Genomic DNA, 20,125 nt, shown 5'->3' with positions numbered 1-20,125 from the left:
TAAATATTAAATAAGATGAAAAATACAATTATAAAAATAGGAAAGGTCTCTTTTTTTGCAGCCTTGACCACTTTAATATTTACCTCATGTTCGGACGAGTTTACAAATCTAGACCCAGTTGGAAATGTTTCTTTGGAAAGTTTTTGGCAGTCCGAAGATGATGTAATACAAGCATCTAATAGTTTGTATAAAGAAATGAAAGAGCAAAACATGTTTGGGCGTGGTTTCTTTTGGTATTTAAACGCGTCTGACGATATGGTAACAGGAAGGATTAGAGCAGATGTTGATAATGCTAAAAACTTTAATATGACTGGTGATGAAGGTTCGTTTAAAAATATGTACGGGGATACGTATAAGGTAATCCGCAGGGCTAATTTTATTTTAGCAAATGTGCCAGAAATGGATATCAGTCAAGGTATAAAAGATCGAGTATTAGGCGAAGCTTATTTTATGAGGGGCTTTAGCTATTTTTGGCTAGCACATATGTATGGGGATAATGGAACAAATGGTGGAATTCCAATTATTACTGTTCAAAATATGAATGCACCAGCAGGCAGTTTTAAGCGCCCAGAAAGTGTTGTGGAAAATTATGCACAGATTACAGAAGATTTAAAAAATGCAGCGGCGCTTTTACCTTTGTTTACGGATTATACCGAAGGAGATTATGGGAGAGCGCACAAGGATGCCGCACTCGCTTATTTAGCAAAAACGGCTTTATATTGGGCACAATATGATGCTTCAAAATATGCCGATGCGGTTACTTATGCCGATGCAGTGACTAATTCTGGTTCGGGCAGAGCTTTAATTGATACGGATAATCCAGCTATGGATTTTAGATTACTTCACAGTGCGTTAAACGATTGGGGAAGTGAATATATATGGTCGGTGAACTCAAGTGCCGAAGACGGAAGTATTTTAACAGGTGTAATGTTGGAAAACAAAGGTTGGGGATCATTTAATGGTTGGGGGTACTTTCAGCCAACAGCGGAATTGTATGATGCGTTTGATGAGGAAGATAAAAGGCGAGAGGTTACGGTACTAAAATTTGGGGATGAATTTGAATATTTTGGTGAAAAAAGAAAGTATCAATCGGAAAACTCATTATCTGGTTTTCAATTTAACAAGTATATGTATGAATTTAAAGATGCTAACCCGATTGGGACATTGGTAAGTGCCAACGGTAATAACCCTTCTACGGCTTACAACGTGCCTCTTTTACGATATGCAGAAGTACTATTGATAAAAGCAGAAGCATTAATCATGCAAGGTCAAAATGGAGACGCACCCTTAAATATGGTGAGGGATAGAGCAGGTTTAACTCCAATTATAAATGCGACAATGGATCATTTAAAGCATGAGCGTAGAGTGGAATTGGCAGGAGAATTTGCGAATCGTCATTTTGATTTGGTACGTTGGGGTGATGCTCAAAAGGTATATGCAGCAGCTTTACATGGAAGAATTCATGTAGACCGAGGTAATCCAGATTCGTCATTTAGTATTGAAGAAATTTGGCCATCCAGAAACTTTGATCCAAAAGTGAATCATGTATGGCCCATACCAAATGCAGCGGTTCAATCATCGGGCATTTCGCAAAACAAAGGTTACTAAACAATTCTGATTTTTAATTATTTTTTAATGAGAGGGGCTACTTAGCAAGTCCCTCTTTTTATACCAAATCAATCCTAACAACCATTTATTTGCAGAAGACTGACTAACAATAACAGCATATGTCCACATATAAACTATATAAAATAGTTACCCTAATTTATTTCATTTCTTTTTTAGGAATAGCTCAAAATACCCCTCTACCAATGATACAATCTCACAATGATTACCTACAAAAGGTTCCGTTTTGGAAAGCCTTTTCTAGTGATGTTAACGTGTATGAAGTTGATGTTTTTTTTCAGAAAAACACACTTTATGTAGCCCATACTATAAATGAAATTAATGAAAAAGCTACTTTAGAATCATTGTATTTAGATCCATTACGATCAATAATAGCCAATGAAATTACACCTATTGAAAATTTAATTTTAATGATTGATGTGAAATCAGAAGCATTAGCTACACTAGATGAAATAATTGATGTGCTACAAATGTATCCCGAAATTATAACACATTCTCAAATTAAAATTGTCATTTCGGGCAATAGACCTAAACATCAAACTTATAACAGTTACCCGGGGTTTATTCACTTTGATCATCAAGAGTTGTTGGAAAGTTTGGCAACGAATGATTTAAAAAAAGTAGCTATGATAAGTACTAGTTTTGAAAATTATTCGAATTGGAATGGTAAAGGAAGGTTGACACATAATGATTATAAAATGGTGACCGATGTCCTAGAAAAAGTGAAGAAAATCAATAAACCTTTTCGGTTTTGGGCTACGCCAGATTCAAAAACAGCCTGGCGAACATTTATGGATTTAGGTGTAGATATTATTAATACCGATATGCCTTTTGAGTGTGTATCATATATAAAAACGTACAATAGTAGGGTGACTATTCCTCAATTACAATCGGAAGTATATAGACCAACTTTTAAAAGCGATAAAAAGCGCAAACGTGTAAAGAATGTTATATTAATGATTGGTGATGGTACGGGTTTATCTCAAATATCATCTGCTGCAGTGGCAAATAATGGGAGCTTAACATTAACCCAATTACAAAGTTTAGGTTTAGTAACAACAAATTCTGCCGATGATTTAATTACCGATTCTGCTGCAGCTGGAACAGCTATTGCTACAGGTAAAAAAACAAACAATCGAGCTATTGGTACAGATGTTAAAGGAAAACCACTACAATCCATAGTGGAAACCTTATCTCAAGCCGATTTTTCAACGGGGATTATAACAACAGATAAAATTACGGGTGCCACACCGGCATCATTTTATGCCAAACAAATAGATCGATCTCAAACTAGTGGAATTGCAAAAGATTTATCTAAAAGTAGTTTGGATTTTTTTGTTGGAGGAGGAGCAGCTGAATTTAAAAATACAGCAGTTAATGAACAATTCAAATTGGTCTCTAATGCAAAGGATATTGAAAAAATAAAAGATGGCAGAGTGGGATGGTTTATAGGTGATGAAAAACCCCTGTCGGTAGTTAAAGGAAGAGGGAATTTATTAGCAGAAACAACAAAAGCAGGATTATCTTTTTTAAAGTCAAAGAAAAAATCATTCTTTTTAATGGTTGAAGCTGCGCAAATAGATTCTTGTGGTCATGAAAATAACATTGAAGGAGTAGTAGCCGAAGCCATTGATTTTGATAGAGCTATTACGGAAGCTATAAAGTTTGCTGATGAAAATGACGATACGTTAGTTATTATAACAGCAGATCATGAAACCGCAGGTTTAAGTATTTCTGGCGGTAATATCAATCAGCATAAAATCGAAGGAGATTTTACTTCGCATGATCATACAGCAGCTATGGTTCCTTTATTTGCTTATGGACCTAAGTCAACTATTTTTTCTGGAGTATATGATAATACGGATATTTTTTACAAAATATTAGAATGTTTAGAGGTGGATGTGACTTCTAAATAAATATTAAACTGCCTAAAAAAGGTCTAATTTGGCAATATAATTTTAAAATACATTGTCTTGGTAAATTAGACCTTTTCTATTGTATTTCATTAATTATGGAAAGGCAGATTTTAATTAGGATGAATAAGTAGCGATCAGTTCTTTTTTTAATATGCATTGCACATCAATAGAATCCTTTTCTCTGATCAAGTAGGATTCGAGTTGCTCTTCATTAGTTAGTTGTTCTTCTTTTGTAATAAAACCATAACCTTGGTATATCCCATTTTTAATTAAAACAAAAGCTTCTTCATCTGTTGATCTGCCAGGTTTTTTTATTACATTATTTTTGGCAGTAGCTTTAATTTGTGAAATGGCTAAGCGAACTCTTGAGTTATAAAGAGCCACACTTTCGGTTTGCCTGCAAATTCCCTTACAAGTATCAATTTTGTAATGGTTACAATGTAAATTTAGTTGCTGGAGGTTGCAGTATTTAGGACAAAGTTCAAAGGCTACACATATTTTTTCTAGATATAAAATAGCATCACGCTGATTGTAAAATACCTGTAAATAGTCTGGGCAAAGTTTAAGTACATTTGTAGCAAAATGGATTACTCCATTTCGATCGGTGTAGGTAAAAATACCATAGGATTTTGGATTCCTTTTGGAAGCGACATTATACTGAGGAAAATGTTTTTTTATGGCCGCATCTTCCATAAGCAAAGCGACTAATTCACTTCCAGAAAGTTCAGTGTCAATATGAGTAGTTTCACGGCATAAATCTAATTCCTTTTGTTTTTTATCATAAAAATGACTGAGCACACGTTTTTTTAAATTTTTAGCCTTTCCTACATAAATGATTGTTCCTTTTTTATTTCTAAAATAATAGATGCCAGCTGCCTCTGGAATGGTATCAAAAACCTCATCGGGTAAATGAGCAGGTAAGGTCGCTTGTCGACTTGTTGCTTTTAAAAATTTCTCAAAAGTAGCAGCTGCATCTTTTTGTTGTTGCAAAAGTTGAAAAAGGCTTACAGTAGCTTCGGCATCGCCGCGTGCCCTGTGTCTGTCCACTAATGCGATATCAAGTGCAGTGCAAAGTTTGCCTAAACTATAGGATTTATGTCCCGGAAGTAACTTTCGGGATAAACGTACGGTACATAATTTTTTTCTTCTGAAAGGAATTTTTAATCGATTAAATTCTCCTCGAATGACATTAAAATCAAAGTTTACATTGTGCGCTACAAAAATAGCGTCGGTAGTAATGGCTAAAACTTGTTTGGATATCTCTTTAAAAGTAGGAGCATTGGCAACCATAGCATAATCAATACCAGTTAAGGAGGTGATGTAGTCGGGAATTTCAATTTCTGGGTTTACCACTGATGTAAATTCATCAATTACCTTTGTGCCATTATATTTGAAAATAGAAATTTCTGTGATGCGATTGGATTTACCAGTAGTTTCAACATCAATAATAGTATACATCATTTTAAATGTTTTTCTAGTAATTTTAATTCTACACCCAACTGATTAAACATGGTGATAATACTACTTATTTTAAGTTCTTCTTCACTATATTCTTGCGTATTAATGCTGCATGTAAATTCCCATAATTCAATAACTTCGTTGATGGGAACTTCATAAGCTTCGTAAGCTGTGTTGTCCGAAACTAGTTTTAATGTGCCATTTTTTTCAATTTGATTATAGACTCTTTTGTACACCATACCATCGTTAAGTGTTAGTAGCACATAGGTTTTTCCATTGCTGACTTCATTTAGGTCTTCGATAAATTTTCCTATAACAAAAGCGCCATCTTTCATGGGTAACATGGAATCTCCTTTAATAGGGAATGCCCTGTGTTTGCCTGTGGGCAGAAAGGGTAATTTTATATTCTGTAATTGTTCAATATATTCTGGGTCATCATACCCGTTAAGATAGCCTGCCGAAGCTTTGATAGGGACTATTTCGATTAAATTTTCATTAGCGTCATCAACAACAATGGGGAAAAGTACACGTTGATTTCCCAGTTCAATGAATGAGGCATCGTTAGCTTTTCTCAAATCATTGCGAAGTAGGATATCTACAGGTAGTTTAAAATAATCAGAAAAATCCAATAACATTTCAATAGAAGGTGCCGAGCGGTTTTCTTCATACGATCCAATACGTGATCTAGGTACGTTTAAAGCCGAAGCTAAAGCTTCTTGCGAAAGCTTTTTTAAACTCCTTAAATGTTTTATATTTGTAGCAATAAAATTCATATTGCTACAAATATAAGTAATTAATGCTTTTTATTATAGTAATTTTGTTTGACAAAGCTTATTTCTTTTTAGGCTTTTTTGATTTTGGGGTAGTGAGTTTTATTTTTTGTCTTACTCGGGTTACCTCATCTTTTAAAAAATAGGTGTAGTTTTCATTATAACTTTCAATTTTTGCTTTTTTGAGTAACTGTAATGCGATTTTATAATGACCTTTAGTTTCCAATGCATAAGCCGATAGCCAGTACATTTCTGCTTTCCCAATTCCTTTTAAGCCAAAGGCAAAGTCAATTAATTTTTGAGTTCGTCCAATTTTATCTGCCCAAATTAAATATTTAGCATAGGCGTAATAGACTTCTAAATAATTGATATCGATGGCAATCACTTGATCAAAATAATCAAAAGCTTTTTCGTAGTCTCGAAAATGTTCGGCATAAATTGTTCCTAAAAGGCAAAGCGAAGCACAATGATTTTTATCGTAGGATAGGGCGTAATTTAAGGCTTCACAAACTTCCTCCCAATCGGAACTAAAACCATTAGTGGCTCCCTTAGCTTTTAAGTAGTATGTGTCTGCTAATGTTAATCCCATAATTGTTTTTTTAAATCGTTTTTGAGTACTTGTCGTTTAGATGTATACGCTTTAGTTTCTTTTTTAATTTTAAAATCCGAGCCTTTAAATATTCGAATTGGGTTGCCACGTTCAATGTTTAAATGATTTATCCATTGATTTTTAGTGTTTTCTTTTACTTGTTTTAAATTATAATCGGCTATTTTTTGATGTAAACGCTGTATGGCTATTTTTTTATTTTGATGTTGTGACCTGCTGTCCATGGCCACAACTTGTAATCCGGTAGGAATATGCAAGGCTCTAATGGCAGAACTTACCTTGTTTACGTGTTGCCCTCCAGGACCCGAACTTCGAATTGCTTGAAATTTAGTCTCTTTTTGATTACTAATCAATTGCTGATTTTGTTGAATTTCAAACAATCCGATAAACCAGTTTTTGCGTTTGTGATGTTTGCGAAAAGTGGATGTGCCTACCCATTGAATAGTACCCAGCCACTCTTTTAAAAAAGAGGATAAGTATTTACCCTCTATTTTTAATGTTACAGATTGTATCGTACCATTTTCAGTTCCATTTATTTTTAATATAATTGTATGCAAAAAACCATTTTGCTTAAGCTCATAAATAAAAGCTTTAAGTACTTTAGCAACTACCCATTCACATTCTTTAGGTCCGCTACCCGCTGATATTTGTATAATTTTTGTTTCCATTTTTATCTGTATCTATTAATTTGCCCTAAGGCTATGTTGATACTATTGTTTTTTGGAAAGCCTATTTTTATTAGGTCTTTTCCGCTTAATTTCTTTCCCATTATATTGGAATTGTTGTGCATCAAGAAAAATAGTCTTGTTGTTTTTTAACACTAGACATAGTTCTTCCTTGTCATTTTAGTACAGTGATTTGTCATAAAATGAATGCATTATTATTTTAACAGCACATAGTATGTTTGGCTGTCAATTTTCTATAAATAGCTTCGGAAAGATTTAATTCTGGAAAAGGCATAAAAAAATCCGAAACTTTGGGGCTTCGGACTTTTCATGTATAATAAAGGAAATTATTTATGAAAGAAGTCTCGAAGCAAAAACACAAAAGAACCTAATCCTGTATGTGTATTTATGTTTAATTGATAATTTAACATGTACTTCGTTTTTAAAATTGTTTTGTGCAGTATTGCGATGCAAATATGTAATGTGTTTTTTTAATACACAAGTAATTTAAATAAATATTTTGTTGATTTACAGTGTGTTATTGCTAAAATAAGGCAGTAGAAGCCTAGTCCGTTTTCCACGGATAGTCACTTACTATGTAAGCTGTTGATGGGCTTAGAATTGTGTTTCAAACAATTTTGTATTTGATGTATGTAAACATTGAAAAATAACATAAAAAGAGCGTCTAATTCATTAGACGCTCTTTTTATTATATCAATTATTCGTTTTTACACCTAACTTTTTGATTTGTAAACAGCCTTTTGAGCGTCTCTTTTATGTGAGTAAAATAAAATCATAGGCTAAAATTTGTTTTTTGGTTTGTGATTGTGATGCAAATATGGGTGATTTTATTGCTTTTTTCAAAATTTTGTTTTGGTTATTCTTGACTATTTGGGTTTTGGCAAATAAAAATAAGCTTCGGAATTTAATAAAAAGACTGATAAACTGTTTCATTCTGTATGTTTTTAAGGTATCAGAATCTTTTTAGTAATGTTACCTTTTGAAGAGAAAAGTTTAATTAAATAAAAGCCTTTAGGTAAATCGATAATATAATTATTTTCAAGCATATCTTCTATAATTTTAAAATTTTGCCCATTAATATTATAGATTTCAGCTCTTGAAATAGAAACTTTTTCAGATTCTATGATGATACTCGATTTATCTTTTGTAGCGTAAATCTTAATCTGATTTAAATCGGATTCAAAATTAGGTAGACTTAGTCTTTCAATTTTATTCTTAAAAATGGCAGTTACAAAAACGGCATTACTCATTTCTAAAACCAAGTGATCATTTTCATTTGTTATTTTGTAATCAATGTTTAATGATTGTAGAAGATCAAAATATACACTTTCTAAACGATTATGAATTTCAAATTCACAATTAGTGTTAGTGCTTAAAAATTGATTTGTTTCTAATGAATTACCAGAGTTTGTAAAGTTAAATTTTCCTTCAAATGTATTACAAGAACCTGCTCCAGAAAAATCCAAATTATCCATGATTAGTAATGAAGGAGCTACTGAAGGGGATATTTCGGAAACAATAAAGTGCTCTGGGTTTTCAAAATACAGCGAGTGTAAATACCATTTTTGAAATAAATCATTACTTGATTCTTGTGAAAAAAAATTTATTGATGTTAAAGCAAAAGTAAATAATATATAATATTTCATAACTATTGTAGTTGAGATTCAAATATATGATAAGTTTTTCTTTAAAGAATTGATTATTAGTTGTCTATTTTGTTTAAGTGTTTGTTAATTTTAGAAGTCAATTATTTAGTTTTTGTTGGTGTTCTAATGAAGTTTTTGAATAGGACTTTGACTAAAAAAATGGGTTAAACTTTAAAAGTTAAGATCTTCTATATTTTGATTCCACAACATTTTGGATACTATCAATCTCGAACACTCTTAATAATATCTTTCTTACAAAAACCATCCATTTGTTTTTCATAGTATTTATTTAAGATGTTTTTGAAATTTTTAGAAGGTTTTAATCCTAGCGGCATTAAATCTTTATCATTAATTATTCTTTTTAAAAAGGTAGATTATAATCAATAAATAATGGAAAAAGTGTTTGAAACTTAAACCTTTCATTTGAAAAAAGTATTTTTGAAAAAAAATAACATATGGCTTCAGGTTTTTTTGCAATATTAGATGATGTAGTAGTCTTATTAGATGATATCTCCGCAATGAGTAAAATTGCGACTAAAAAGACTGCGGGTATTTTAGGAGATGACTTAGCCGTTAATGCGGAAAAAGCTTCAGGTTTTGCCTCAAGTAGAGAGTTACCTGTACTTTGGGCTATATCCAAAGGCTCTTTATTAAATAAAATCATCATATTACCCATTGCCTTTCTTTTAAGTGCTTTTTTTCCAATCGCAATCAAAATTATTCTGGTTCTTGGGGGATTGTATTTAGCTTATGAAGGTGTGGAAAAAATTTACGAGTATTTATTTCATTCCAAAAAAAATGAGCTACAAGAGTTAAAAGCTACAGCTTCTGATCCTTTAAAGCAACCCAATGAAAAACAAAAAATTAAGTCGGCAATTTTTACAGATTTCATTCTTTCAATAGAAATTATAATTATTGCTCTGGGTACGGTATTAGATCAGCCTTTACTAACTCGAATATTAGTGGTTAGTACTGTTTCATTGATTGCAACAGTTGGAGTGTATGGTATTGTTGCTTTAATAATTAGAATGGATGAATTTGGAGCAAGCCTAATTAATATGCAAGAAGGGGATAATAAACTTTCCGATAAAGTAGGGCGTTTTTTAGTAAGTAGCTTGCCATATGTAATTAAAGGACTATCAATAGTAGGTACTGCGGCTTTAATAACTGTGGCAGGAGGGATTTTTAGCCATAGTTTTCCGGATCTTTTTCATAGTGAAAACATACCATCAATTGTAATAGAAATTGCCCTTGGACTATTGGGAGGGATTTTAATGCTGTTGTTAGTGTCTTTCGGTAAGCTTTTGTTTAAAAAATCAAAATAGTATCAATAAAAACCGAGTCTAAAAATGGATTAGCCTCGGTTTTTTTATGCTAAAACTTATCTCAACTGTTCAAAAGCCATCAATTTATCAATCAATTCTTCTTTTGTTAAATGATGAAAAACCGTGTGTACTTTTTCTTTTAAATCATTAGATAGTTCTCGATTAGGTTTTGTTTTAAATACTTTTTTAGCCCACAATAATGTGTTGTTTTCCTCTAAGGTTTCACTAGTTGCTTTTTCATAAGATTGGAATTTAATTCCTAATTCTTCCTCAAATTCGGCAATCTCAAAAGCTTCTTCTTGTTGCAATACCGTAAGTGCATATCCTTTTAACCCTGCGCGAGCTGTACGGCCACTTCGGTGTACATAAGTCTCATAGGCATCTGGCAAATGGTAATTGACTACATAGCTAATTTCTTTAACATCTAACCCACGAGCAGCTACATCTGTTGCGACTAAAATATCGATATGACCTTCTCGAAATTGCCCCATAATGCGATCGCGAATTGGTTGCGACAAACTTCCGTGTAAGGAGCCTGATGAAAATTTATTAATAGCTAAATTTTTAGCTAATTTATTAACAGCAGCTTTTGTTTTACAGAAAATAATCCCTCTTTCTCCCAATCGATTAGTAAGAAAATGCATTAATACATTCAATTTTTCAATAGGTTCTACCACAACGTATTCGTGAGTAATGCCTTGATGTCCTATGGTTTCCATATGGGCTTCAATCTGTATAGGATCCTTAGACATATAATTTTGAATCAACTGTTTTATAGGACCAGGCATAGTTGCCGAAAATAAAATTGTTCGCCTGTAATTAGGGAGTTCTTTTACGATTTTATCAAGTCCTTCTCCTAGTGATTTCACCATTTCATCTGCTTCATCCAATACTAAAAAATTAGTATGTTTAATATTGATAGCTTCTCGTTTTATAAGATCAATCAAACGACCTGGAGTTGCTACAACAATCTGTGTAGGTTCGGTAAGTGCTTTTATTTGAGGTTTTATAGGTGTTCCTCCGCAAATGGTAGTTATTTTTATTTCAGGAATTTGTGTTGCAAAGCTTTCTAAATTGACATGAATTTGCTGTCCTAATTCTCTTGTAGGCACTAAAATAACAGCTTGAATTGTTGGGTTTGTCTTATCTATTAACTGTAATAATGGTAATCCAAAGGCGATTGTTTTTCCCGATCCTGTTTTGGCTAAGCCCACCACATCTTTTTTTGTAGTTAACAAAGTAGGAATTGCTTTTTTTTGAATATCAGTGGGTGTGCTGATATCTAAGCTTTTTAATGCTTTTTCTATAGGTGCTATAATTCCTAAGTCTGCAAAAGGAGAGGCCATAAAATATTTTTATGTAAAGATAAGTAGGTTCTAAAGAATAAGAATCGAATAAGTATTTTCTCTTCAATAAAATACTTTATTGGTTTAGAAATATACTTTCAGAAAAGTAAACATCATTGACGAACCGTCAAGTATGCAACACACACACACACACACACACTTTTTGTGGTGTGAGAGGAGCACGGTCTTAAATTATGGGGAGAGTAGTTACTTGATCGGAAATCGTTTTATAAGTTGATTTTCGTTATCATATAGCTCAAGTGAATATTTTAAATTAAAGGATATGATTAACTTTTCTAATTTATCAAAGTGCTTTAATTCAACTTCTCCATTTAATAGTATTTCACTTTCTCCTTCAATATTCAGTTCGGCCCATTCAGATGTGATTTCATAGCTGTTGAATCCACTTTTTCTAACATGCCAACCAATTTGTTTAAATTTTATGGATAGAGATTCTTTTGAGATTTTATCAAATATTAATCCGTAAAAATTATTCATAATTCAGGATTTAAATAGGTTTTTAAATTTTGCTTAATAGTGATAAATTAGTTGATGGATCTTTTGTTTAAATTCCGTTTCGGATTAGCTGATGACTTAAGTAAAGTTAGCTTACCAAGTATGGGACCCCTAGGTTTGCTTGTGTGAGGGACGTGTTCTACTCAATTATGGTGAGAGCGATCTATTTGATTGTGCTTTCGCGCATTTTTCGAGTTAAATATCCTGATTTAGTTTATCAGGATTTTGTCTTGTGTCAAAAATTGTAATTATTTCAATTTCATCTGATTCTGTCGAAACTCTATAATAAAAAGTAGTTTGTTTTGTTACGACACATTTATATAGTCCTTTAAATTCCGACGATTGGGGAGAACTCTCTGGTTGAAGAGAAATCTGTTCGATTTTTTCCGTTAGTTTTTCAATAAATTTATCACGTGTTTTTAAATTCCATTTTTCTAATAAATATTCGGATAATTTTAGAAGTTTTCTTTCTGCTAATTCGGATAAGAATACTTTCATTAAGAAATCTTTTTCAAGAATGAATCAAAAGAAACTCTTTTTCCACTTTCAAGCTCATCAATCCCTTCTTTGATTTCATTTTTTTCAGAAGTACTTAATTCATTCCAAAAATCAACTTTTTCAGTATTGACAAAGTCAGCTACTTTTTGAATAAAATCACTATTTTCTATAGCTAAGATAGTCTTTATTAATTCTATTTTTGTTGATTGAATATCCATACTTATTGTGTTAACTTATCAAATATACGAAAAGAGTTTTTATCCGTTCGCTTGAGTATGTATGAAGCACAACGATTCGTGTAAAAAGCATAAGTTGGGTGATAAGTACTAATATTTTTGTTTATTAATTAGTTAAATATAAATATGTTAATTTTATTTTTTGCTTATGCCAACAACCTATATTTTCTTAAATATTGTCTCTGCCTTGAATGATAATATAGTTCTTTTACAGAATGTCCTAAAGGGAGAAAGGCCCAGATACGATGAAGTAAGGCTCCCAAGTATAGTAAGTGGCAAGGTTGATTGGAGTGACCCAATGACTGAGGTAAAGTATGCGACAGGCAGGCTTGGTGGTGTGAGAGTTGCATTCTTCTTAACTGGTTACTGACATTTTTAGTTCATAGTTAGTGCTTCTTCCTCCACTTTTTTCTTTTAATAATATTTCTTTGTTAATAAGGTCTTGAATATCTCTTAGTGCAGTATCTTGAGAACATTTACATATTTTACCCCATTTAGATGTAGTTAGTTTCCCGTTAAAACCATCAAGTAGTTTATTTAACATTTTTTGTTGACGTTTATTTATAATAGTTTTAGAATTTACTTTCCAAAACTCTGCTTTCAATAATATTCTTGATAATAATTCAGAAGTTGATTTAAATGAGTTTTTTAAGCATTCTAAAAACCAGAGAATCCAGTCGGTGATTTCAGAATTTCCTTTTTGAGTTTTTTCTAAAATCTGATAATATTGTTTTCTTTCAATTCGTATTTGAGATGACATACTATAAAAACGCTTAGCACTATTATCAGAGCGGGCAAGTAATAATTCTGTGATAGCTCTTGTAATTCTCCCATTTCCATCTTCAAAAGGGTGAATTGTAATAAACCATAGGTGTACAATTGCTGATTTTAATACTGGATCTAAATCGTTTTCTAATTCTATCCAGTTAATTAAATTTTCTATTTCTGAATCTATTCTGTCGGATTTAGGAGCTTCGAAATGTACTTTTTCCTTACCCATTGCTCCAGAAACAACCTGCATAGGTCCTGTGGTATCTTTTCTCCAATCTGCAACTGTAATTTTATACATATTACTCCATCCTGTTGGGAATAATGAAGAATGCCACCCAAATAATCTATTTTTTGTTAATGGTAAATCATAGCGTTGTGTTGCATCAAGCATCATTTCTACAATTCCGTCGATATGTCTTTCTGATTCTATAGCTCCAGCTAATTCTATACCTAATCGTCTTGCTACTGATGAGCGAACTTGTTCTAAATCTAAAATTTCTCCTTCTATTTCAGAAGATTTAACAATTTCTAATGTTATTGTATTTAAAACAGCTTCATCTTGTAGATCAAAACCAAGGGATTCCATTTTTCCTAACAAGCGACCTTGTAAGTTTCTTGTTTCAGCTAATTCTTTGGAAACTAACTTTTCATTCCAAGTGAAATTTGTCCAATTATCTTTTTCGTGTATGTAAACCTTGTTTATTCTCCGCATAATATGCAGCGAAAGTAAGGATTATTCTCCGCATTAAAAATTATCTCCGCAAATATTGTTTCGAATATTGTTTTTATTCTCTGCAAACGAGTTTTTTTTCTTGAATGGTAATATAGTTCATTAAAATAAAGAATGTCCCAAAGGCTGTGATTTCCAGATATGAGGAAGTAAGGCTTTACCATTGGTCACTATGGTATCATTTAACTTAGTTGAATTAGCTGCATAATGAGAGTCGTATGATGTGAGACTATCACGTAGGGTTCTGTAAGAAGTTTAGGGATGAAATTTCCCTTTACCTACTCGACTGCCAATTGGTAATTTAATATTCTTGTATCAATACTTCCGTTGGTATATTTAAGCTAGCGCTTAATTTACGTATCATATCAAGTGTCAATTTTCTTTTTTTATTTAGTATTTCGCTAACTCTACTCTTAAAACCTATTATTTCAGCCAAATCTTTTTGTTTAAGCCCCATTTGCTCCATCCTAAATTTTATAGCTTCTATGGGGTCTGGCATTCCGATAGGGTAGTGCTCTTCTTCATATTTTTCTATTAAGATTGATAAAATCTCTGCTTCATCTCCTTCTGTAGAGTCAATATCAGCGTGAAAAATGTTTTCAAGTCTACCAAGAGCGTTCTCGTAATCAATTTCTGTTTTTATAGCTTTAATCTCCATAATTATATTGTATTAGCATCAATTTTGTCATATTCTTTATGTGTTCCAATAAATCTTATGAATACCCATTTTCTAGGGAAATTAATATCTGTTATTAGTCTGTATTTGTTACCACAAATATTAAATACAACCCTACTATTTTTAAGAATACTTGCTGAAGCATAGTTAGTTTTGATTTCATTCGGGCTTTCCCAATTAGCTTTTGTAGCTTCTCGATACCAAGCTAATAGTTGTTGTTCGCTATCAGGATTATTACTCCAAAAATCTCGTAAAGTTCTTTTTGCTATTACCCTCAAAATATTAGTTGTCTTTACAATGGCAAATATAATAAATAATTACCAATTTGGTAACTTGTTATTTTGTAATGCTTGTTGGTAACGGCAGTTTGTCTAAAAACCTCCGCTTTTAGATTTTTTAAGTTAATATAAGTTGATTTAAGGAAGATTTATATTTAGGGGAGTTGGTTTTGTTATGAAATGCAGAGTGCTTGAGTGTGTTATAATTCACTAAAACTAATTTTTTACTATTTACATCATCGCCTACTAAAATGGGTTATGAAAAAGTTTAAACGCCACAATAATAGCCGTGTGAGATCGGTAAAATGGTTGAGACAATGTAGAAAGGGTTTTCCAAATCTATTTTACCATTGGTCACTAGGGTATCATTTAACTTAGTTGAATTGGCTGCATAATAAGAGCCGTATGATGGGAGACTATCACGTAGGGTTCTGTGAGAGGTTTAGGGATGAAATTTCTCTTTACCTACTCGACTGTGGAGTGAGCTGTTTGCTTTATTGGCTACACGTTTTTTTCGCGTTCAAAAAGCTCGTTTTCTGATTCAGTTCTATTTTTCCAAATTAACTTTGTGTTCTCATAATGACCAACTTTGCCTAATTGAAATTTAAATTGTTTATCTTTCTTATCAACAATTTTAAATTTTATAATTTTTTCCAAAATTAGATTTTCATTAACCGAGTTTGGATGAAAAGCCATATTACATATTTTAGTTCGTGCTAATACACTTGGGTAAATAATGAAATCTCTCCATAATTCTCCATAAAGTAACTCATTGCTAATCATTGCAGTTAGCGGATAAGGTTTTGTTTCGGTAATAAATCTATTTGCAATAAAACTATATAAGCTTTCGAAATGTTTGAATTTATCTTTTGTCTCTTTTGGTAAAGTCTCACGTATATACTCAAATGAATCTTTAGCCATTAAATTCCAAACATTTTCTTCTGGCAAGTCATTTGGTAGACAAATTCCAGCTTTAATACTTCTTTTTGACATTCCTTTCCAAACACTTAAATAGCCTTCATCTCCAATCTCAGGTTTGCTTTCTATTATTGCCCCGTTTGGATTGTTAGAGCAGTAAAATACACTTTTATATTTTAGATTTGCACGTCCATTTTTTTTCAATATAGAAGTTGGAGGGAAAGAAAAAGTTTGTTTTAATGTTATATCTTCTTTATCTCCAATATCTTTTTTGAGTCTTACTCGATAAAACTTATGTGAGTTAAATTTTTCTGTATCAAGCATACCAAATGATGTTGGAAGTATTTTAGCAAAATCAAAATATTTATCGTAAACATCTCTTTCTGTTAATTGTGAAAAATCAGATTTATTCAACGTTTTCAATTCATGAATATAGGTTTCGAAATTAGGAAATGAATCTAAATCTTCTTGATATATTTTATTGATTTTTTTTCTGTCCATACAGTTTGTCAAACTTATAGCAAATAATCTATATAGACCATTGTCTATATACTTTTATATAAAAAGCTAATCTATATTATTTTAAGTAAATCACAAACTATTTGGGAATACACTAAATGAATAAAACCAATATGAAAATATATTGAACTATTTTAATAACAGAAGTACAAATGCTTCAGCTGAATCTTTCAATGCTAAAATAAAGGAATTTAGAAATCAATTTAGAGGCGTAAGAGATGTAAAATTCTTCCTCTACAGGTTAACTAAATTATATGCTTAATTTTTGCTGCTCCCCAATAATATTACTTGATCCGATTAAACCACAAAAACCTATATTTTCTTATACATTGTGTCTGTTGTAAAATTATTAAAATTGATCTAAGTAACTTATTTAAACCAAAAAGCCTTCAAAATCATAAGATTAAGAAGGCTTTGTACTCGGGACGGGACTTGAACCCGTACGAACTAATGTTCATTGGATTTTAAGTCCAACGTGTCTACCAATTCCACCACCCGAGCGTGGTTATATCATAAAAAGTGTCAGAGCGAAAGACGGGATTTGAACCCGCGACCCCCACCTTGGCAAGGTGATGCTCTACCCCTGAGCTACTTTCGCGTTTTAAATGAACGTACAAGTGTGTTACTTGCGGGTGCAAATCTACAACCTTTATTTGGTTTTCAAAGCCTTTTTTTGAAAAAAAATATGATTTTTTTTAATTGTTTTTCGAAGCAATTTGTTTTGAGGGTATTAACATGCGTTTTATTTCATTTAACTTCATTAAGGCTTCTACCGGAGTAAGCGTATTAATGTCTATATCTATAATTTCATTTTTTATTTCTTCCAATAAAGGGTCGTCTAAATTAAAAAAGCTCAATTGCATTTCCTCTTCCTGTGATTGCTTTAAGGTGTCGGATATGTCTTCGCTTTTATGTGATTTTTCCAGTTGCTTAAGCATTTTTTGTGCTTTTTTAACTACATGTTGCGGCATTCCCGCCATTTTAGCTACATGGATACCAAAGCTGTGTTGACTTCCACCAGGAGTTAATTTTCGTAAAAATAGGACATTATCTTTCGTTTCCTTAACAGCAACATTGTAATTTTTAATACGATCAAAAGTATCGCACATATCATTTAATTCGTGATAATGCGTAGCAAACAATGTTTTTGGTTTGCAAGGATGCTCGTGTAAGTATTCACTAATGGCCCAGGCAATGGATATACCATCGTAAGTACTGGTTCCACGACCTATTTCATCGAGTAGAATAAGACTGCGATCCGAAAGGTTATTTAGAATACTTGCCGTTTCGTTCATTTCAACCATAAAAGTAGATTCGCCCATGGATATGTTATCGCTGGCACCTACACGCGTAAAAATTTTATCAACGATATCCATTTCAACAGCCTCGGCAGGGACAAAACAACCTATTTGAGCAAGTAGTACAATTAAGGCTGTCTGACGTAAAATAGCGGATTTACCACTCATGTTAGGCCCTGTAATCATTATAATTTGCTGCTCATGATTGTCTAAGTAGACATCATTAGCAATATAGGCTTCTCCCGGAGGAAGTTGTTTTTCAATAACAGGATGGCGACCATTGGTGATTTTTAAGGCGCCTCCATCTATAAAAGTAGGGCGAGTATAATTTTGTTGTAGCGCTAAGTCTGCAAAACCACTTAAACAATCAAGTTGTCCAATGAGCATGGCGTTATTTTGAATAATTTGAATGTATTCATGCATCCAAGTCACTAAATCACCAAAAAGTTGTTGCTCAAGGATAAGAATTTTTTCTTCGGCACCTAAAATTTTAGTTTCATATTCTTTAAGTTCTTCGGTAATGTAGCGCTCCGCACTTACTAAAGTTTGTTTTCGAATCCAATGCTCTGGGACTTTGTCTTTGTGTGTATTTCTAACTTCAATATAATAACCGAATACATTATTTGAGGCTATTTTTAATGAAGGAATTCCTGTGGCTTCGGATTCCCGATCCAGCATGTTGTTCAAATAATCTTTTCCAGAAAAGGCTAAACCGCGTAATTCATCCAATTCGGTATGGACACCATCGGCAATTGTTTTTCCTTTTAAAATATTTACAGGCGCTTCTTCGCAAAGGGTTTCTTTAATTTTTTGTCTTAACAATTGACAATCATGTAAGGCATCCCCAATTTTTTTAACGGCATCTTGGGTACTGGCTTCGGCTATTTTTTTGATAGGAGCAATGGCATCTAAGGAGTGCATGAGCTGATTAACTTCTCGCGGACTTATTTTAGCCGTGGCTACCTTGGAAACTAAACGTTCTAGATCGCCAATTAGAGCAATTTGAGCACCTATTTTATGGTGAATATCCGTATTTTGAATAAAAAAGTCAACCACTTCATGACGTGTTTCAATACGTTCCTTGTTTTTAAGCGGGAGCGATAACCAACGCTTTAACATACGCCCTCCCATGGCAGAACTAGTTTTGTCAATAACATCAAGTAGGGTAACCGCTCCAATGGCATTTGGGGTGTAAAGCTCTAAATTGCGAATGGTAAAACGATCCATCCAAATAAAATCATCTTCGGCTATACGTTGGATTTTATTGATGTGCTGTAATTTGTGATGTTGGGTCTCCTTTACATAATGTAAAATAGCTCCGGAAGCAATAATGCCATGATTTAGGTGGTCAATACCAAAGCCTTTAAGGGATTTGGTGTTAAAATGAGTGTACAGGGTTTCTTGTGCATAATCATCCTTCCAAACCCAATCTTCCAAATAAAAGGTGAGGTAGTCGGGACCAAAGTTTTCGGTAAACGTATTCTTTTTTTGTTTGGAAACTAGTAGTTCACTTGGCGTGAAGTTTTGCAGCAACTTATCAATAGTGTCTTGGTCTCCTTGCGCGGTTAAATATTCACCAGTGGAAATATCCAAAAAAGCGATTCCTAATTGTTTTCCGCCATAGTGAACCGCCGCTAAAAAGTTATTGTTTTTACTTTGTAAAACTTCGTCATTTAAAGAAACCCCAGGAGTAATCAATTCTGTAACTCCACGTTTTACAATAGTTTTTGTTTGCTTGGGGTCTTCCAGTTGATCACAAATAGCGACACGCTGTCCTGCTTTTACCAATTTTGGTAAATACGTGTTTAACGAATGATGTGGAAAGCCTGCGAGCGCAGTTTCGGATTCCGATCCTGCGCCACGTTTGGTTAAAATAATATTTAATATGTTGGCTGTAATTACAGCATCTTCGCCAAAAGTTTCATAAAAATCACCTACTCTAAATAATAATAATGCTTTAGGGTATTTTGCCTTAATAGCATTGTATTGCTTCATTAAAGGAGTTACTTTTTTTTCTTTTGAAGTCGCTTTTTTTGCACACACAGGATTGGGGTAATTTAATTGATGTGCTAAAATACGGATTCTCTTCACGTGACCTTCATATGCTGTAAATGATTTATTAGGATTTATTCACATGTTTTTAGTTGACAGTTGTGAGTTGTTGGTTATTGGGGTGAAGGTAAAGGGTCGAAGGTTGAAGTTTAGGGAGATTTGGCGTTTATTTTAGTATCAAAAGCAAGGTCTGTTTATAAAAAATGATTAAAAATTAATATGAAATTGGGCTATCCCTAAGCAAAAAACTAAT

17 protein-coding genes, 2 tRNA genes and 1 pseudogene are annotated in these 20,125 nt (G+C 32.7%); 4 read left to right on the top strand and 16 right to left on the bottom strand.

Annotation, left to right across the window (positions count from 1 at the left end):
• Positions 1 to 15 precede the first annotated feature (15 nt).
• A complete protein-coding gene (locus KQA_RS0207565; RefSeq protein ID WP_010179701.1) occupies positions 16 to 1,608 on the top strand; it encodes a RagB/SusD family nutrient uptake outer membrane protein in 1,593 nt (530 codons plus the stop codon).
• Between the two features lie 203 nt (positions 1,609 to 1,811).
• Positions 1,812 to 3,542, top strand: coding sequence for an alkaline phosphatase (locus KQA_RS0207560; protein ID WP_040396200.1), 1,731 nt, complete (start codon positions 1,812 to 1,814; stop codon positions 3,540 to 3,542).
• A 114-nt stretch (positions 3,543 to 3,656) separates the two neighbouring features.
• Here KQA_RS0207560 and KQA_RS0207555 read toward each other — a convergent pair whose 3' ends face one another.
• The 5 genes from KQA_RS0207555 to KQA_RS0207530 form a co-directional block, all read right to left on the bottom strand.
• Entirely contained in the window at positions 3,657 to 5,003 is a 1,347-nt protein-coding gene (locus KQA_RS0207555; protein WP_010179697.1) for an exonuclease domain-containing protein, read from the bottom strand.
• Complete coding sequence (locus tag KQA_RS0207550) at positions 5,000 to 5,773, bottom strand: XRE family transcriptional regulator (protein WP_010179695.1); 774 nt, start codon at positions 5,771 to 5,773, stop codon at positions 5,000 to 5,002. The genes KQA_RS0207555 and KQA_RS0207550 overlap by 4 nt, the downstream gene beginning before the upstream one ends.
• A gap of 58 nt (positions 5,774 to 5,831) precedes the next feature.
• The gene (locus KQA_RS19525) at positions 5,832 to 6,359 is read right to left on the bottom strand and encodes a tetratricopeptide repeat protein (RefSeq protein ID WP_010179693.1); all 528 of its coding nucleotides are present in this window, start codon (positions 6,357 to 6,359) and stop codon (positions 5,832 to 5,834) included.
• Positions 6,350 to 7,045 (bottom strand): peptide chain release factor H, encoded by a 696-nt coding sequence (prfH, locus tag KQA_RS0207540; protein WP_010179691.1) that lies wholly within the window; start codon positions 7,043 to 7,045, stop codon positions 6,350 to 6,352. Before prfH ends, KQA_RS19525 begins: the two co-directional genes overlap by 10 nt.
• Positions 7,046 to 8,007: 962 nt before the next feature.
• Complete coding sequence (locus tag KQA_RS0207530; RefSeq protein WP_010179689.1) at positions 8,008 to 8,709, bottom strand: T9SS type A sorting domain-containing protein; 702 nt, start codon at positions 8,707 to 8,709, stop codon at positions 8,008 to 8,010.
• Positions 8,710 to 9,164: 455 nt separating this feature from the next.
• Here KQA_RS0207530 and KQA_RS0207520 point away from each other — a divergent pair, with 455 nt between their 5' ends.
• The gene (locus KQA_RS0207520; protein ID WP_010179687.1) at positions 9,165 to 10,034 is read left to right on the top strand and encodes a DUF808 family protein; all 870 of its coding nucleotides are present in this window, start codon (positions 9,165 to 9,167) and stop codon (positions 10,032 to 10,034) included.
• Positions 10,035 to 10,090: 56 nt separating this feature from the next.
• On the opposite strand, the gene KQA_RS18695 is transcribed toward KQA_RS0207520, so the two are convergent.
• The 8 genes from KQA_RS18695 to KQA_RS0207475 form a co-directional block, all read right to left on the bottom strand.
• Positions 10,091 to 11,380: a DEAD/DEAH box helicase gene (locus tag KQA_RS18695; protein ID WP_010179685.1), complete on the bottom strand. Its 1,290-nt coding sequence runs from the start codon at positions 11,378 to 11,380 to the stop codon at positions 10,091 to 10,093.
• Between the two features lie 207 nt (positions 11,381 to 11,587).
• The gene (locus KQA_RS0207510) at positions 11,588 to 11,878 is read right to left on the bottom strand and encodes a hypothetical protein (protein WP_010179683.1); all 291 of its coding nucleotides are present in this window, start codon (positions 11,876 to 11,878) and stop codon (positions 11,588 to 11,590) included.
• Between the two features lie 213 nt (positions 11,879 to 12,091).
• Positions 12,092 to 12,394: a type II toxin-antitoxin system RelE/ParE family toxin gene (locus KQA_RS0207505; protein WP_010179681.1), complete on the bottom strand. Its 303-nt coding sequence runs from the start codon at positions 12,392 to 12,394 to the stop codon at positions 12,092 to 12,094.
• The gene (locus KQA_RS0207500) at positions 12,394 to 12,612 is read right to left on the bottom strand and encodes a hypothetical protein (protein WP_010179679.1); all 219 of its coding nucleotides are present in this window, start codon (positions 12,610 to 12,612) and stop codon (positions 12,394 to 12,396) included. Before KQA_RS0207500 ends, KQA_RS0207505 begins: the two co-directional genes overlap by 1 nt.
• 373 nt (positions 12,613 to 12,985) lie before the next feature.
• Entirely contained in the window at positions 12,986 to 14,113 is a 1,128-nt protein-coding gene (locus tag KQA_RS0207490; RefSeq protein ID WP_010179675.1) for a Fic family protein, read from the bottom strand.
• 319 nt (positions 14,114 to 14,432) lie between these two features.
• On the bottom strand, positions 14,433 to 14,789 hold the full coding sequence (locus KQA_RS0207485; protein ID WP_010179673.1) for a helix-turn-helix domain-containing protein: 357 nt from the start codon (positions 14,787 to 14,789) through the stop codon (positions 14,433 to 14,435).
• A gap of 2 nt (positions 14,790 to 14,791) precedes the next feature.
• The gene (locus tag KQA_RS0207480; protein ID WP_010179670.1) at positions 14,792 to 15,085 is read right to left on the bottom strand and encodes a type II toxin-antitoxin system HigB family toxin; all 294 of its coding nucleotides are present in this window, start codon (positions 15,083 to 15,085) and stop codon (positions 14,792 to 14,794) included.
• Between the two features lie 501 nt (positions 15,086 to 15,586).
• A complete protein-coding gene (locus KQA_RS0207475; RefSeq protein WP_010179668.1) occupies positions 15,587 to 16,504 on the bottom strand; it encodes a hypothetical protein in 918 nt (305 codons plus the stop codon).
• 130 nt (positions 16,505 to 16,634) lie between these two features.
• Between KQA_RS0207475 and KQA_RS19885 the strand changes: the two are divergent.
• Positions 16,635 to 16,784 (top strand): annotated as a pseudogene (locus KQA_RS19885) (transposase); the annotation flags it as partial.
• Between the two features lie 155 nt (positions 16,785 to 16,939).
• Here the strand turns inward: KQA_RS19885 and KQA_RS0207470 are convergent.
• From KQA_RS0207470 to mutS, 3 genes are all read right to left on the bottom strand, one after another.
• Positions 16,940 to 17,023, bottom strand: a tRNA-Leu gene (locus tag KQA_RS0207470).
• A 25-nt stretch (positions 17,024 to 17,048) separates the two neighbouring features.
• A tRNA-Gly gene (locus KQA_RS0207465) sits at positions 17,049 to 17,120 on the bottom strand.
• Positions 17,121 to 17,217: 97 nt separating this feature from the next.
• Positions 17,218 to 19,815, bottom strand: a complete 2,598-nt coding sequence (gene mutS, locus KQA_RS0207460) for a DNA mismatch repair protein MutS (RefSeq protein ID WP_040396195.1) — start codon at positions 19,813 to 19,815, stop codon at positions 17,218 to 17,220.
• Positions 19,816 to 20,125 lie beyond the last annotated feature (310 nt).

Origin of the sequence: Aquimarina agarilytica ZC1, from assembly GCF_000255455.1 — a bacterium.
Taxonomy (GTDB): Bacteria; Bacteroidota; Bacteroidia; order Flavobacteriales; family Flavobacteriaceae; genus Aquimarina; species Aquimarina agarilytica.
The sequence above is the reverse complement of the archived record's forward strand: the minus strand, read 5'-3'. Positions and strand labels throughout refer to the sequence as shown.